This is a genomic window from Clostridiisalibacter paucivorans DSM 22131 (genome assembly GCF_000620125.1).
Lineage (GTDB): Bacteria > Bacillota > Clostridia > Tissierellales > Clostridiisalibacteraceae > Clostridiisalibacter > Clostridiisalibacter paucivorans.
In genome coordinates this window covers 1-15,850 of sequence record NZ_KK211077.1, presented here as the reverse complement: position 1 = coordinate 15,850, position 15,850 = coordinate 1, and the positions used below count along the sequence as shown (strand labels likewise).

14 protein-coding genes and 1 other annotated feature are annotated in these 15,850 nt (G+C 31.2%); of the genes, 7 read left to right on the top strand and 7 right to left on the bottom strand.

The genetic code is table 11. The features are described from left to right. Positions 1-137: 137 nt before the first annotated feature. Positions 138-368, bottom strand: a binding site (T-box leader). A 50-nt stretch (positions 369-418) separates the two neighbouring features. After that, positions 419-952: a CDP-diacylglycerol--glycerol-3-phosphate 3-phosphatidyltransferase gene (gene pgsA, locus Q326_RS0115630; protein WP_026896202.1), complete on the bottom strand. Its 534-nt coding sequence runs from the start codon at positions 950-952 to the stop codon at positions 419-421. Between the two features lie 146 nt (positions 953-1,098). Between pgsA and Q326_RS17705 the strand changes: the two genes are divergently transcribed. Beyond that, positions 1,099-1,854 (top strand): ABC transporter substrate-binding protein, encoded by a 756-nt coding sequence (locus Q326_RS17705; RefSeq protein ID WP_084489686.1) that lies wholly within the window; start codon positions 1,099-1,101, stop codon positions 1,852-1,854. A gap of 306 nt (positions 1,855-2,160) precedes the next feature. Here Q326_RS17705 and Q326_RS18090 read toward each other — a convergent pair whose 3' ends face one another. Next, complete coding sequence (locus Q326_RS18090; protein ID WP_051531568.1) at positions 2,161-3,669, bottom strand: N-acetylmuramoyl-L-alanine amidase; 1,509 nt, start codon at positions 3,667-3,669, stop codon at positions 2,161-2,163. Between the two features lie 278 nt (positions 3,670-3,947). On the opposite strand from Q326_RS18090, the gene Q326_RS0115615 reads away from it, so the two are divergent. The 4 genes from Q326_RS0115615 (at position 3,948) to Q326_RS0115600 (ending at position 6,551) form a co-directional block, all read left to right on the top strand. Beyond that, the gene (locus Q326_RS0115615; protein ID WP_026896201.1) at positions 3,948-4,484 is read left to right on the top strand and encodes a stalk domain-containing protein; all 537 of its coding nucleotides are present in this window, start codon (positions 3,948-3,950) and stop codon (positions 4,482-4,484) included. Between the two features lie 61 nt (positions 4,485-4,545). After that, entirely contained in the window at positions 4,546-4,839 is a 294-nt protein-coding gene (locus Q326_RS0115610; protein ID WP_026896200.1) for a hypothetical protein, read from the top strand. Positions 4,840-5,013: 174 nt separating this feature from the next. Further along, positions 5,014-5,748 (top strand): N-acetylmuramoyl-L-alanine amidase family protein, encoded by a 735-nt coding sequence (locus Q326_RS17695; protein ID WP_051531566.1) that lies wholly within the window; start codon positions 5,014-5,016, stop codon positions 5,746-5,748. 212 nt (positions 5,749-5,960) lie between these two features. After that, positions 5,961-6,551, top strand: coding sequence for a nuclear transport factor 2 family protein (locus tag Q326_RS0115600; RefSeq protein ID WP_026896199.1), 591 nt, complete (start codon positions 5,961-5,963; stop codon positions 6,549-6,551). 130 nt (positions 6,552-6,681) lie between these two features. On the opposite strand, the gene Q326_RS0115595 is transcribed toward Q326_RS0115600, so the two are convergent. Further along, a complete protein-coding gene (locus Q326_RS0115595) occupies positions 6,682-7,002 on the bottom strand; it encodes a DUF3784 domain-containing protein (RefSeq protein WP_026896198.1) in 321 nt (106 codons plus the stop codon). A 258-nt stretch (positions 7,003-7,260) separates the two neighbouring features. On the opposite strand from Q326_RS0115595, the gene Q326_RS0115590 reads away from it, so the two are divergent. Together Q326_RS0115590 and Q326_RS0115585 are read left to right on the top strand one after the other, a co-directional pair. Continuing rightward, the gene (locus Q326_RS0115590; RefSeq protein WP_051531563.1) at positions 7,261-8,889 is read left to right on the top strand and encodes a recombinase family protein; all 1,629 of its coding nucleotides are present in this window, start codon (positions 7,261-7,263) and stop codon (positions 8,887-8,889) included. Beyond that, a complete protein-coding gene (locus tag Q326_RS0115585; RefSeq protein ID WP_026896196.1) occupies positions 8,877-9,164 on the top strand; it encodes a hypothetical protein in 288 nt (95 codons plus the stop codon). The genes Q326_RS0115590 and Q326_RS0115585 overlap by 13 nt, the downstream gene beginning before the upstream one ends. Before the next feature lie 87 nt (positions 9,165-9,251). Here Q326_RS0115585 and Q326_RS17690 read toward each other — a convergent pair whose 3' ends face one another. From Q326_RS17690 to ortB, 4 genes are all read right to left on the bottom strand, one after another. Next, complete coding sequence (locus Q326_RS17690) at positions 9,252-11,033, bottom strand: sigma-54 interaction domain-containing protein (protein WP_051531560.1); 1,782 nt, start codon at positions 11,031-11,033, stop codon at positions 9,252-9,254. A 98-nt stretch (positions 11,034-11,131) separates the two neighbouring features. Further along, positions 11,132-12,571 (bottom strand): alanine/glycine:cation symporter family protein, encoded by a 1,440-nt coding sequence (locus Q326_RS0115575; protein ID WP_026896195.1) that lies wholly within the window; start codon positions 12,569-12,571, stop codon positions 11,132-11,134. Between the two features lie 41 nt (positions 12,572-12,612). Next, complete coding sequence (locus Q326_RS0115570; RefSeq protein WP_034602568.1) at positions 12,613-13,965, bottom strand: aspartate aminotransferase family protein; 1,353 nt, start codon at positions 13,963-13,965, stop codon at positions 12,613-12,615. Between the two features lie 117 nt (positions 13,966-14,082). Continuing rightward, on the bottom strand, positions 14,083-15,489 hold the full coding sequence (gene ortB, locus Q326_RS0115565) for a 2-amino-4-oxopentanoate thiolase subunit OrtB (protein ID WP_205687689.1): 1,407 nt from the start codon (positions 15,487-15,489) through the stop codon (positions 14,083-14,085). Positions 15,490-15,850: the final 361 nt, after the last annotated feature.

The following is a 15,850-nucleotide window of genomic DNA, read 5'->3' as shown; positions in this document are numbered from 1 at the left end:
GCTTTAACGTAGTTATCTTACCTTTTTTATATAGCTTATCTCCCCCTATTAACAATAGAGTACCTATGGCAAATAATATTAAGGAAAACTGATAAATGACAATCACTCCCCAAAAATAAAAATAAACTCCATCCCAATATAAGGACGAAGTTCTCTCGCGGTACCACCTTACTTTTAAAGGTGTAAAACTAACACCTTTAACTCTCACAAATAGATTTAACGAATCTCAATCGTTTAAGCCTACTACTATATTCAGCTTAAATGCTCCAGAGCTACCTTCAATAAAATTTATCTACAGGGTCTCTCAGCCCATGGACTCCTGCTCTCTTAAAGATATTTTATTTACTCCTCTCTTTCTCAGCATATAGGATTATTTAATTATTTATCATTATACATATTATTTGCTATCTTTGTCAACTTATTTAACCCTATTGTTTTTTATAGATTCAAATCCCATAAAATAATTAATAAATGCTATCAATGTCAACGTAATAGCAATACCTACAGATATAAAACTAACTGTATCACTAATCTTAAGTGCCACAGAAAATATGGCTACATAAAAACTAACAGTGGCTATCTTCCCAAACTTATTTGCAGGTATTACTGTCTTGTCCATAAAGTAATATAAAAATATACCTCCTGCTATCATTAATATCTCCTTTATTCCTACAATTAATATTACAAAAATAGGTAAATATCCCTTACTAGTAAATCCTATCAACACTACCAGTAACATAAGTTTATCTGCCAAAGGATCTAGAATTATTCCCCATTTAGTAATCAAATCATATTTTCTGGCTATATATCCATCTAAAATATCAGTTACTCCAGCCAACAGAAAAATATATGTGCCATAAAGTACATTGTTCTCTATATTGGAATAAAATACATATAAAAATACAGGTATAAGGAAGAATCTAATTATAGTCAATGTATTTGGTATGTTCATTTATGATATATGGTCTCCTTTCAGGCCAATTCTATGTAATTTTCACATATATTATTATTATAACAAAATAGTTATATTTTATCATCAGTAACCCTTTTATTTGACGTGAATATAATACTATAAAACTACTTTACGGAGGGATTTCAATGTATAAAACAAAACTTATTTCTATAGTCTTAGCTATATTACTTATTGTGGGCATATTCTTTACAGGATGTGAAAATGACAAATTGACAAATATAAGATTAGTTGAGGTAACCCACTCTGTATTCTATGCCCCTCAATATGTAGCTATAACTCAAGGATTCTTTGAAGAAGAAGGTATAAATGTAGAATTAACCAATGGTAAAGGTGCCGATAAATCTATGACTGCACTACTAAGTGGTCAAGCAGATATAGGGTTTATGGGACCAGAAGCATCTGTATATGTATTTAACCAAGGAAGGGAAAATTATGCTATCAATTTTGCTCAATTAACACAAAAAGATGGTTCCTTCTTAGTAGGTAGAGAACCTGATCCAAACTTCACCTTTGATAAACTGAAGGGAAAAACTATAATAGGCGGTAGAAAAGGTGGCATGCCTGAAATGACATTGGAGTATGTCCTTAAGAAAAATGGACTAATACCAGGTAAAGATTTGACTGTCAGAACAGATATACAATTTGCCGTTATGGCAGGCGCTTTCACTGGCGGAGAAGGAGACTACGTTACTTTATTTGAACCAGTAGCATCTTCCCTTGAACGTGAAGGCAAGGCTCATATATTGGCATCAATAGGAAAGGAAGGAGGCTATCTTCCATATACATGCTATTCCGCAACAAAAAAATTCATGGATGAAAATCCAGAAGCAATTCAAGGTTTTACAAATGCTATATATAAAGCTATGAATTGTTATTCGTAAAAACTCATATTTTAGATTTATACATATATTTATCGCCTACCTAAGGGGGTGATAGGTAGACGATAAAAGCAATACTGTTATCTATAATTAGTTATGATTATTTCTTTATATTTTTTACTCTCATTTGATTTTCTTACTAGATATTTTACCCATTTTTTATAATTTCAAACTTTTTTATACCATTTTCTTACTTTTTATATTTTAAAACATAATACAAAACTGCTTCCGTCATAGGCATACTAAAAAAGCTGTAGGAAGGCACCTCCCTACAGCTTTTTATCTTACCTTATAAAATCAATCTAAAAGTCATTGAGAAAAATATTTGTCCAATCCATCTGCAATTGCTTTAACAGCCCTATTTTGATAATCCTTTGTCCTAACTAATCTTTCCTCTTCTTTATTAGTCAAAAATCCTAATTCCATTAATACCGATGGCATATTAGGTTCTCTTACTACAACATACCCCGGTTTATTCAACAGTCCTCTATTCTTTCTATTTACCCCACTGGCCAATGTATCCTGCATAATCTTCGCAAAGGCATATTGATCCTTTGGGTTGGTTTGAGTCTTTTTGTTACTTGGACAATAAAGTGTTTCAATCCCTGTAGCACTACTAATATTCTCAGTACTATTAAAATGTATACTTACAAATGCATCTGCATTGGCCGCATTGGCAATATCTGATCGTTTATACAGATCTATGTATTCATCCTTTTCCCTAGTCATTACAACATTATAGCCTCTACTCTTTAGTACTTCCCTCAATTTTAATGAAACAGTTAATGCCAAATCCTTTTCCTTTGTATTTGTAAAAGGAGATATACTGCCACTGTCACCTATGCGTCCATTATAAAGTTTATTATTATCTCCACCATGTCCAGGATCCACAACAATAGTTTTACCACTGTTCTTGTCTTTTTCAAAGTTTATTTGTAACCCATATTTATCCTCTAGCTCATTAATGTGAAAATCTTTATCTTGATTTAATGTCACAACTACCCTAACCACATCTTTTTTACCACTTAATGGGCCTACCCAAATCTTATCAACAGGATATCCATCAAAATCTTCGTCAATAATACCTTTAATTTCACTTCCCTTTAAATCTAATACAATACGTTTTAATCTCTTATCAGCTTGTTCTAAGATATGTTTTTCATAATTTGCCTTGTTAGATGTTATAATCTCAATCTCTGATATACGATCTTTATTTGGTTTAAACTGAATATCCTTAACTTCAACTATACCTTTAGATATACTTTGAGTATTATTAGGTATTTTTTCTTCTAAAGACTCTTTCCTCTGAGATAACTGACCTTCAAATTTTAAATACTCTTTTGACACATATCCAATACTTCCTTCAGCATTAACCTTTATCCAATCATGAGATTTTGATAAAACACTTTCATCTAAAATTTGAACCCTTGTCCCATTATTTAACCTACTTAAAATCTTGCTTTGAACACTAGGCTTACTTCTCAACATCAACTTAGAATCGACATCAACAAAAGCATACTTAAATTGTGATTGCTTTGCATCTAATTCTAAATATTTTCCTACTACCCATCCGCTGTTTATTTCATACCAGAGATATCCATCCTTAGAAATAGGCCCTGATTTTATAGTAACACGTTCTCCTTCTTTTAATTTTCCCACACGATTAGCCATAGTTGATGGCTTATCTCTAATATTCAACACATCTGCACTACATTTTGCTGTATCACCTATATCAAAATCTCCATCTGCAAAAACCGATTGACCTATTCCCATTAGAAAAATAATAAAAAAAATTCCACTAATTATTTTTATTTTCATATAGCACCTCTATTTGTATAATCCTATGTATACACTATAGCAAATTTATAGCGTAAATTCTATCTTTTTCTACATTTCTATTATACTTTATATCTATGGTAAAGTTGTATGATTTTTGTAAAATAGTTGTAAAACCCTTCGTTTGTGTAATGTTATATATTCTATTTATATGTATTTATCATCTATATTTTATGTCATAAAATAAATCTATTGATAAAAATTGACATGACCTAAACTATTTAATATAATTTGTCTATAAAATATAGGAGTTGATGCAAATGACAAAATTTCATATTAAAAGTTTAATTTTAGGACTGTTGATTGGCACAGTAGGGTCATCAATATTCTGGGGGATTTCAAGAACTTCAGAGGTATCTTATGCCTCTCCATCGGAAAAAATAGAATCAGCAATCTTCAATAGCTCTAAAGTGTACTTTTATGAAGAAGAAATATCTTTAGAAAATCCATTAGTTGCCATTAAAAAAAATGAAGATTCTGAGATACTATTATATGCCCCTATGAGGGAAATGTTAGAGTATATGCAATTTAATGTGAAATGGAATAATGAAGATAATTCAGTTCATTTAACTATGAATGGATATACTAATGATAATACAATTTCAACTACTGGTAATCAAAATGAAGTGGACATGAAAGCTTTAGATATTGTACAAAAAACAGGTAACTGGAAATACATTGAAGAATATCTTCCACATATGTCTACTGATGCTATAAAAAAGGCTGTTGAAATATATAACTCAAAACATATTAATTCTTCTGAACATAAAGATGCATCAGATTATATAAAAAACTAATATCTTAGGATACATGATAAATATTACTAAATTTAGAATTACACAATAAAGGAGGTAAAAGATGACTACACAAATGAAAGGTATATCTATTGTTGCTTTATATATAATTGGTACTATTGGCATAACAAGTGGATTAGTCTATTTTTTTCACAAAAAGGATGTCAATAGTTTCTTCTTGAAAAATATACTACCTATAATCGTTATTGCTTTAATAGTAGGAGCTACTATTGTACCTTATGGATTGTCATATCCAGATCCTGTCGGTGCTGGATTTACCGTTATGTTTGGTATAGGATTAGTTATCATTTCTATAATCAATGTATTAATCATAAACTCCCTATTGAAATCTAAATAATATATATAAATATATTTAACAAATATTTAATGGTAAAAAATTACTATGTATCTATAATTTTATGTAGTATAATTGAATATAATGTGGATTTTTATAATAGATTGTCACATATTATAAATCAATTTATGCATATAGACATGTCCATTTAAAAATTAATTAAAAGGAGTTTGTCAAATGATACATTCTAGAAGAAGTCTCACGGCCATTAGAAGAGAAAGAAGAAGAAAGAGGCGTTTACGTAGGCGTCTATTTACTTTCCTTACATTAATCATTATTATGTCTACTTTTATGTTTATAAAATGTTCACCTAACTATATTTTTACTATTTGTATAGACCCTGGCCATGGTGGATATGACCCTGGTACTGCAAATGAAAGCTACGAAGTAAATGAAAAAGATTTGGTTTTAGACATCTCTCTAAAATTAGGTAAAATATTAGAAGAGCAAGATGTAAAAGTAGTATATACTCGTGAAAAGGATAAAATACCTTGGTCAACCCAGATAGAATCACTGATGGGTAGAAGTGAAATTTCTAATGACGCTAATGCCGACCTTTTTTTATCTATCCACGCCAATGATTTTACTGAATCCAGTGATGTCAAGGGTACTGAAGTGTGGTGTAGGTTTGAAAATACTGAAGATGAAGCCCTTGCAAAAGAAATAAATTATCGCCTTTCAAATATAGGATATACTAAGAACAGAGGTTTAAGATATGAAAAAGATGGAGAACTTTATGTTTTGAAAAATACAAATGCTACATCTGTACTGGTTGAATTAGGTTATCTGAGCAATAATAATGACCTAGAATTTTTATCATCAGAAGAAGGCAAAGAGCAATGTGCTCAAGCATTAGCTGAAGGGATTATGAATTATTATCATTCAAAACAAGAAGAACAAATGGACGCATAATAAAATCTGTCATTTAATAAAATAGCATCTATTTATCAACTAGAACTTTGTTCTTGTAAGAAAATAGGTGCTATTTTTAGAATGCATCTCTAATACTTATTTTTACTTTTCGACAATATTTTACACCTTTTTTTATCTCAATGTAATATAATTAACTGGTAGTTGCATATAAGCATATACTATTTTATAACTTTAAAAGAGGGGGCTTTATCGTGAGAAAATTATTAAGTTTGGCATTAGGTTTAGTTTTAGTATTTACTATGGTTGCATGTTCCGGTGGAAGTGGAGCAAATACTCCAGAAGGCACTGTAGAGGCTTTTCTAGATTTATATAAAAGTGGCGACTTAGTAGAAGGTACAAAATACCTAGAAGGCGAAACGGATAGTAGCATTAAAGAAATGAAAGAAAGCTTTATGGAAGATAAGGAGAGCAAATCCAGTCAAGCTTTCTTAAAAGCGTTTAGTAAAATTGAATACAAAATAATCGATTCAGAAGTAAATGAAGATTCTGCAGTTGTTAATACAGAAATAACTGCTCCAGATTTAGCAAAAATAATAGGTGAACTAATGCAAGAGTCCCTTTCAATAGCTATGTCTGAAGGTTTAAGTGAAGATGGTAACAGCACCGACATAGAAGCAATGATGGAAGATAAGCTTCTCGAAAAGGTAAATAGTGATGATGTGCCTATGGTTACAAATACTGTAAGCATAAATCTTGTTAAAAAAGATGATTCTTGGTTAATCAAAGCCGATAATGAATTAGGAAATGCTATCACTGGAAATCTAATGAATTTAGGTCAATAATACTTATTTGCAGATTAGATAAAAACTCCTTGCTTAAACTAGTAAGGAGTTTTTTCAATTAATAAAGCCATTGTGTTGGCAACAAAAATGTCCACAGTGCTGTTATTAATTTGTTGTCCAGAACAAAATCTTATTTAAAATACTTTTTTTCTTGAACAATATTTGACACTATTACAATTACTAAGATAGCATACCATATATAAAGTAATTTTTTATTTAACTCTAAAACATCAATGAAATATACAGATACTGGTACTAATAGAAATATTGTTCCCATCACTATAGAGTACTTTCCCCGATATTTTTTATACTTTGCTTTATCTTTTACCTTTTTTAACTTGTCATTGTAACTCCACATAATAATCTCTTCTTTATCAGTTAAAAAGACATATCCCATTATAAAAAATAGGATTGCAATAACTATTAATACAATATTAAAAAATGTATACATATTAAACCTACCGTTTCAAATACATAACTCATTTAAAACTTTCATAAATTATGTAGTATTTTTAACGGTGTTCACCTCCTTTAAACTTGGATTATTTTTAATATATCATATATCTCCAAATAAGCATACATAATTATTTCCAAAATCCTAATTAAATAGAGTAACTATTGTTCCAATATATATAATCCCTTCATAAATGACAACAATTGATAATATAATAAAATCACATAGTTATAAAGTAATTAAGGAGGAATTATCGTGTCCACTGTTGCTATATACTCTCGCAAATCCAAATTTACTTGCAAAGGTGAGTCTATAGAGAATCAGATCCAAATGTGCAAGGAATATGCCTATAAACATTTTGATTCTGTAAATCACAATATAATTATCTATGAAGACGAAGGATTTTCTGGTGGCAATGTTGAAAGACCTAAATTTAAAATCATGATGAACGATGCTAAAAAGAAAAAATTTGATATACTGATATGTTATAGATTAGACCGTATAAGCAGAAATGTATTAGACTTCTCACAAATAGTTGAAACTTTAAGTAAATATGATATATCATTTGTGAGTATAAAAGAACAGTTTGACACCTCTACCCCTATGGGTAGAGCCATGATGTATATATCCTCTGTTTTTGCTCAGTTAGAAAGGGAAACTATAGCCGAGAGAATAAGAGATAATATGCAGAGACTAGCTTTAAGTGGAAGATGGCTAGGGGGTAAAACTCCTTACGGATTTAGATCTAAACAAATAATATCCATTGACCATGAAGGCAAAAAGAAGAAATCCTATAAACTAATCCCAGAACCAAAAGAAATTGAAATAATTAAGCTCATATATAAAAAATATCTTAAATTAGAAAGCTTTACAAAGGTGGAAAGTTATCTCATACAAAATGACGTCAAAAGAAATGGAACTTTTTTTAATCAATCTACTATTAGCTACATACTGAGAAATCCCGTTTATTGTACAGCTGAACCAATATCCTTTGAATATTTTAATAATATTGGGTCATCTATATGTGACTATAAGAAGTTTAATAGCAAGAATGGATTGATTGGTTATTCCAAAAGAGATGAGAAAAAGTGGATTATCAACAAAAAAGAAAATTGGTTTATAGGTGTAGGAAAACATATAGGGATAATACCTGCCAAAGACTGGATTAAGGTTCAAAATATTATTGACAATAATAAACACAAATCTATTAAATCTGGCACCAGTACTACTAGCTTAATTACCCCCCTATTAAAATGCAGCTGTGGAGAAACTATGAAATCTACCCGTGTCTCTAGAGATAAAGAAGGCAATTTAAAATATGCTTATTATATATGTAGGAGAAAAGAACGCACCAATGGAAGGCTTTGCTCCATGAAAAACCTCAATGCTATTAAAGCAGATAATATTGTAGTAGAAAGCCTTAAAAATATTGCCTTTAATAATAATTATCTAATGTCTAAATTTAAAAAAGAGATAAAGTCATTTGTCAACAACAAAGAAACTAAAAAAGATAAAAAGAAAAATATAATAAATGAAATTGATAAAAGAAAAGAAAAAATAGAAAATTTAGTTGAGTATATTTCTGACAATAAAAATACTGCTGCATCTACATATATTTTGGACAAAATAAATGACATAGATACTGAAATACAAGCACTAATATCCAAGCTCAATGAAATAAAATCATATAATGATATGGATATAATCAAAGAGTTAGATTTAGAAATTCAACTGGCATTATTAGATAATATTAAAAATACTGATGCATATACCTTTCATGAAAAACAACAAATAATACATAGACTTATTGACAAGATTGTATGGGATGGAAATAAACTTCATATATATATTAAAGCAATAGATTTTACGAATTGTATTACATAGATAAAGCCATGTTATGGGTTCAAAATCATAGTGCTGAAGAAATAGCAAAGGCTATCCAACCCCAATTCCCAGAAGAAGACATGGAAATACTTGTATCATTAATCAATAGATACAAAGAACAGGACACTTGGACTCCTGACCCTGTATTAACAGAAGATGGATTAAATCATATGATGGATATAATGGAAATGGCAGGAGAATTAGATAAGAGGGCCCCCTATGAAAAGATAGTGACAACTGAATTTGCTAAAAAAGCTATGGAAAATATCAAATAAAAATACTTTTATATCTAAAAAGGATTGGGCAAAACCCAATCCTTTTTTAAGATGATATTATGCTTAAGCAATTACATTAGATTATTACTATTGATTTTCATTGGTCTCATTTATTTTTTTCACTTTACGATATAAAGAGGCCCTACTAATGCCAAGTAAATTTGCAACTTTCATAATGTTATTTTTTTCATTTTTATATTGCTCAAGGGTATCTTGTATGATTTTATTTTCACATTGTGACAATCTTTCCTTTAATGTCTGGGGAGATTTAACACGTTCATTAAATTCAGCAATTTTAGGAATCAAACTCTTATCGGTTAACCGTTCAGATGTTTCTATATTAATGGCATATTCAATTGCATTCTCTAATTCCCGTACGTTTCCAGGCCATGGGTATTGATTTAAAGCCTTGAAATAAGAAGACTCAACACCTACTATATGTTTATCTAATTTCATATTATATTTATCAATAAAATATACAACTAATTCTTTTAAGTCAACTAGTCTATTTCTCAAAGGTGGTATATTAATAGGTATAATATTTAACCGATAATATAAATCCATACGAAATTGATGATTTTTAATAAGTTCATCTAAATTCTGATGAGTGGCAGATATCACTCGAATATCTAATTCTGTTGGAGTATATCCTCCAATTCTCACAATCTCTCTTTCTTGTAATACTCGAAGTAATTTTACCTGTAGGTGTAATGGCATATCTCCAATTTCATCTAGAAAAATTGTACCACCATTAGCTATTTCAAAAAGTCCTGTTTTTCCTCCTTTGCGACCCCCAGTAAATGCACCATCTTCATAACCAAAGAGTTCACTTTCTAATAAATTGTCAGGAATTGCAGCACAATTAATAGTTACGAAAGGCTTCTCTTTTCTTTCGCTTAAACTATGTATTGCCCTAGCAACAAGTTCTTTTCCTGTACCAGTCTCTCCTCTAATCAATACAGTGGATGTACTGGTAGCAATATTGGCAATATCTTTCTTCAGTTTTTCCATGCTGTCACTTTGTCCTATAATCCAATCCAATGTGCTATGGGAATATTTATTAGATTGATCATAAACTAGACTTGTTATTCCTTGAGCATCTCGAATGCTAAAAATAAAGCCTATGGTTGCACCATCTTTATTTTTTATAACCTTTGCTTTTATTAACATACGATATAATTTACCATTAAATATAATTGGTGATTCCTGTTCTTCCAATTCTTGATGATTTTCAATAACAGCATCAATAGCCTTTGATTTCACCAAATCTGTAATCCGTTTTTTTGATAATGAGTCCTGTATGCCTAGAAGCTCACGAAATGCATTATTTGTACATTTAATTCGACCTTCCAAATCACAATCCACAACACCATAGTGCATAGAATTAATGATTGTATTCAATTCTTGAAACATCTGGTCAGATCGTCTTCGAGCCACATGTTCTTGAGCTGCACTAACCATCAAGTCAATCATACTGTTTAAATAATCTATAATTTGATCTTTTTTCTGTAAATATTCATGCTTCATCTCATCGGAAAAAGTCACAATACTCATATATCCTATAAAAACATCTCCCATGTTAAAAGGAACTGTAATCTCTAATGTTTGAGGACATTTGCCTTCATTTCTACAACCCTTACATAATACATTAAATCCAGGATTATCAATAACAATTACTTCTTTTCTACGTATAATTTCATCAATATAAGGCTTCCATTCGTTTGTTCCTTTTATTATCCTATAGGATTCATCCAATGCCATATAGTTTCCATATTGATCGACTATAAGAACCTGAGCATCATTAAGTATTTTGGTAGTTGCCTTTACAATTTTTTTAGCAATAAATTTTACTTCTTGAATGCTAAGCATATAATCCTCCTAAATTCTTTTAATTGAAGACCATTTCTATTTTTACTATAACATATTGATGCCAGAAATGAATTAATATTCAATCTTTTTTAGAATTTTTATGCATCTTCCTTTTCTTCTATCCATATATCAGCATTTTTTATATCCAATTTTTTTGGATCAAATTTTGGATCTTTTCCAGCAGCCTTTTGCTCTTCATAATCTTTAAGAACCTTAAATGCAATATTACTCAATATCATGATAGCAATTAGAGTTAACCAAGTCATAGCTCCAACACCTACATCCCCTATTGCCCATGCCAATTTAGCTGTTCTAAAAGCACCTGTAAATACAGCTATAAGGGTAGCAATTCTCAATACAGTGATTAACCACTTTTGTCCAATTTTTTTGTTTATATATGCCATATTTGTTTCAGCTGCATAATAATTCCCAAGTATTGTAGTAAATGCAAAGAACAAGAGAGAAATGGCAACAAATGCACCTCCAAAAGATGAGAAAACGCTTTCCATAGCCTTTTGAGTATATACAGGCCCTATTTCAATACCCGGTAAATTATTTACTATAAATCCTCCTGCAGGATTTTCTACATTATACATACCTGTAATCAAAATCATAAATGCAGTTGCAGAACAAACAAATAATGTATCAATATATACTGAAAATGCTTGAACTAAGCCCTGTTTGGCAGGATGAGATACTTCTGCAGCAGCTGCGGCCTGTACCGCTGATCCCATACCTGATTCATTTGAATAAATTCCACGCCTTACACCCCAAGCAATTGCAGAGCCTACCATACCTGCAAAGGCTGATTCAGCAGCAAATGCACTTTTTACTATTAATGCTATAATACTTGGCAACTTTGTAATATTCATTGCTATTACCAATAAAGCTATTAAAATATATGCTATTGCCATAAATGGTACAACTATTTCTGCAACCCTACTTATACGCTTTACGCCACCAAATATAATTAATGCTATACCTACCACTAAAATACTACCAGTAACCATTGGTGTGATTCCAAAGGCATTATTTAAACTGGCAGCAATGGCATTTGCTTGTACACCTGGTGTACATAATCCAAATGCAAATACAGTGGCAATGGCAAATGCCAAAGCATACCATTTTATCCCAATTCCTTTTTCAATAAAGTATGCTGGTCCACCTCTATACTGTCCATTATCATCCTCTTTATAAATCTGACCTAATGTACATTCTACAAATGATGTACTAGCACCTAAAAATGCAATAACCCACATCCAAAATATTGACCCTGGACCTCCTAATGCTATGGCAGTAGCAACACCAGCAATATTTCCTGTGCCAACCCGACCTGCAACAGATAGCGCTAATGCCTGAAAAGAAGACACTCCTTTATCAACTTTCCCTCTAACAAGTAATAATCTAGCCATTTCTTTTATATGTCTAAGTTGTAAAAAACGGCCTCTTAGAGAATAGTATAGTCCTGACCCCAATGCTAAAATAATCATTGCATTACTCCAAATTATTCCATTTAGAAAATCTACTATATTTTCCATAAGATCTCTCCTCACTAATATAAATTAATACATATGCTTATTTACCATCCTTTAATTTCTTTTAAAACTTCATCTGAAACCATCCCTTGTTCCGTTTCATAAATCGATTCCTCAATAATATCCATAGCCCTTTCTGCTTCTCCTTGATTTAAAGTCAAAGGTGGAGCAACTCTCAAAACTGAACCACTAAAGAAAGCAAGAATTAATCCTTTTTCCCAACACCGCCAACAAATTTTAGCAGTCTTATTAATATCTCGTTCCTTTGTAATTGGATCTTTTACTATATCTACACCAATTAATAAACCTTTTCCTCTTACATCTCCAATACAATCAAATTTATCCATTAAAGCTCTAAATCTATCTTGAATATATTTTCCTCGCTGAACTGCATTTTCCATTAATCCTTCCTCTTTAATAATATCTATTGTTTCAATAGCTGATACACAAGAAATAGGATTTCCAGCAGTATTAAAGAAATGTGCCGGTGCATTCCAGCTTTCAAATATTTCCTTTTTAGCTACTATACCGCTTAAGGGCATACCTGATGCCACAGCCTTTCCAAAGACTAAAATATCTGGTTCAATATCAAAATGTTCTGAAGCAAACATTCTACCAGTTCTTCCAAATCCAGTTTGGATTTCATCTGCTATCAATAAAATTCCATGTTCCTTACATATCCTATTTAATTCCTTACAATATTCTATAGGAGGCACAATTACCCCTGCATCGCCTTGTATAGGCTCATATATAACTGCAGCAATTTCTTCAGGAGGCAAAATAGTTGTCAACAATTCTTTAAATGATCCAATATACCCTGAAATTAAATCTTCATTATTATATTGACCTCGATAAGAATCTGGATAAGGTATAAAATGAACATCTGGCATCATTGGTCCTAGATTCTTTTTCATTCCTATATTATATCCTGATACACTAATTGCTCCCATTGTAGTACCATGATATGATCTCAAAAAAGATACTATTTTAGGTCTTTTTGTAAAACAACGAGCAGCCTTAATTGCTCCATCTACAGAGGAAGACCCTGACAATCCAAAGGCAACCCTTTTATCAAAATTACCAGGTGTAATTTCAGTGAGTTTCTCTGCCAAGTCTGTATGTGGCTTATGGTACATATATGCTGGTGTGTAGTGAATAAATTTATCAATTTGTTTTTTTATAGCATTTACAATTCTCGGATGATTATGCCCAGTATTAATAACTGCAGCACTTGATAAAAAATCTATAAATTCATTTCCTTCTATATCTTTTATTATACAACCTTTTGCATAATCTACTACCAATGGATAATATGGAACCCTCGTTGTATAGGATAAATACTTTCTCTCTTTTTCAATAATATTTTTTGTTTTCTGTGTGATTATTGGACCATACATTTTTCTCCTCCTATCAGTGTATAAATTATTATATTAACCATTTATTTGAATATTTCGAATTTTATTTAAAGCCTTTACCTTCAATCCTTTTAATCTATCTAAGCTATTATATATTTCTTACTTCATTTCTTTCAGAATTTCTTTTACCTTAGATTCAGTCAAATTACAATCTTCAGCCAAGAACTTTATATCTTTCACTGTTAATTCATTGATTTGAATATTTGACACTGCATTTTTGATGTATGATCTTTTTAGCTTATTCAAATCAATCTTCTTTGCACTAATTTGATTAAACTTTTCAGGTATAACTATATTTTTCCCTGGTATTTCTTTCATTGGATTTCCTCTTTTTATTTTGATTCCATTTTCCTTTGCAAAAGTCAATTGGGCAGTTGGATGCTTACCAGCTCCAGTATATTCTGTTTCTTGAACAACTATAATTTGATCTTCATCCATATCTCTAGCTATAGATAACGCTGCAGCTAAAGATGTATTTCCTGCTGGTCCCCTTTCAAGCCCTTCAAGAACTGCCAATGCCTGTGTAACATAGAATACTTCTCCTTGTTTTACTGTAACATATTGATCCATATACCTTAATGCTCTAGCTGCATTTCTGGGGACATCTGATCTATCAGGCAATGTAGCAAATGGGATACCAAATCCTGTATGACCTGTCGTAAAAGATTTCCTATTGAAATCTTTATCAGAAGCCATATGAAGTCCTTTCAAATCAACAGATGCACCTATTATTTTTGTATTGCTAGCACCAGCCTTTATTAATCCCCTAGCTGTCCCTGTAAGATTTCCTCCACCTGCATGGGTTGCTACAACTACATCTGGATATTTACCCTCTTGATTCATTACCTCTTCAGCAATTTCATAGCCTAAAGTCTCAACTCCTGCAATACCATATGGTGAATAAAGTGAGGAATTAAAATACCCTGTTTCCTCTAACAACGTTAAAAATACATAAAAAAGCTCTGGTCCAGCAGTAAGCTGTACAACTTCAGAATTGAAGGCTTCACATTTTCTTCCTTTTTCTACTATCTCTGGTTGTCCTATTTTTCTTGAATCAAATACCTCCTGAACGACAATGGATTTAATACCACGTTGAGAAGCTTGAGATGCTACAGCTGCACCATAGTTTCCTGAAGTAGCTGAAATTACTCCCTTATATCCAATCTTTGTTGCATGATAAACCGAAAGAGCTGCTCTTCTATCTTTAAAAGACCCTGAGCAATTTGCTGATTCATCCTTAAGAAAAATTCTAGCTCCTTTTCCTTTCTTGCTAACACTTCTTACAAGACTGGTTAAATTTTTAAGTTCAAAAAGCGGTGTATTTCCAACCTTGGATTCTCTTTGAATTTCTCTAATCTTTTCAAAAGAATAGGGTACTTTTTTCATTAATTCCTCATAATCGAATCCTATCTTACCATACTCCATTTCTGTATAATCAATGCCTACTGCCCCTTTCATTATGTCATTTTTTCTACCGATGACTGCATCATAAGACATATCTTTCATTGATTACTACCTCCTCGTATAATATAGTTAGAACATTTGATAGAAATTAAATCTATTTTCAAGCAAACATTCTTATAAAATTTCAAATTAATATTCATATACTTAGTAAAGCTTTTCTTTATAAACATCATTTCTTTAAATATTGTTTCTATCATAAATCTTTAGCAGGAAACTCAGCAAATTAATGCTATGTTATCATGCTGATTCATAATATAATATCTCCTGAATAGAGGTTAGACGTACACCTCCTGGATGGTTTTTATAAACCGATATCCGTGAAAAAGCGTGTCATTCCATCAGTGAGATTCTATGTTTTAGCTGGTTGGGTTTCCTTCTAGGAATTACCCGTGTCACTTACGAG

What these genes read in the sequence shown, in the direction of transcription:
- Q326_RS17705 (WP_084489686.1), top strand. Translation starts at nt 1,099, where the DNA reads ATGTATAAAACAAAACTTATTTCTATAGTCTTAGCTATATTACTTATT.
- ortB (WP_205687689.1), bottom strand. Translation starts at nt 15,489, where the DNA reads ATGAAAGATATGTCTTATGATGCAGTCATCGGTAGAAAAAATGACATA.
- Q326_RS18090 (WP_051531568.1), bottom strand. Translation starts at nt 3,669, where the DNA reads ATGAAAATAAAAATAATTAGTGGAATTTTTTTTATTATTTTTCTAATG.
- Q326_RS0115615 (WP_026896201.1), top strand. Translation starts at nt 3,948, where the DNA reads ATGACAAAATTTCATATTAAAAGTTTAATTTTAGGACTGTTGATTGGC.
- Q326_RS17690 (WP_051531560.1), bottom strand. Translation starts at nt 11,033, where the DNA reads ATGCTTAGCATTCAAGAAGTAAAATTTATTGCTAAAAAAATTGTAAAG.
- pgsA (WP_026896202.1), bottom strand. Translation starts at nt 952, where the DNA reads ATGAACATACCAAATACATTGACTATAATTAGATTCTTCCTTATACCT.
- Q326_RS0115570 (WP_034602568.1), bottom strand. Translation starts at nt 13,965, where the DNA reads ATGTATGGTCCAATAATCACACAGAAAACAAAAAATATTATTGAAAAA.
- Q326_RS17695 (WP_051531566.1), top strand. Translation starts at nt 5,014, where the DNA reads ATGATACATTCTAGAAGAAGTCTCACGGCCATTAGAAGAGAAAGAAGA.
- Q326_RS0115575 (WP_026896195.1), bottom strand. Translation starts at nt 12,571, where the DNA reads ATGGAAAATATAGTAGATTTTCTAAATGGAATAATTTGGAGTAATGCA.
- Q326_RS0115610 (WP_026896200.1), top strand. Translation starts at nt 4,546, where the DNA reads ATGACTACACAAATGAAAGGTATATCTATTGTTGCTTTATATATAATT.
- Q326_RS0115595 (WP_026896198.1), bottom strand. Translation starts at nt 7,002, where the DNA reads ATGTATACATTTTTTAATATTGTATTAATAGTTATTGCAATCCTATTT.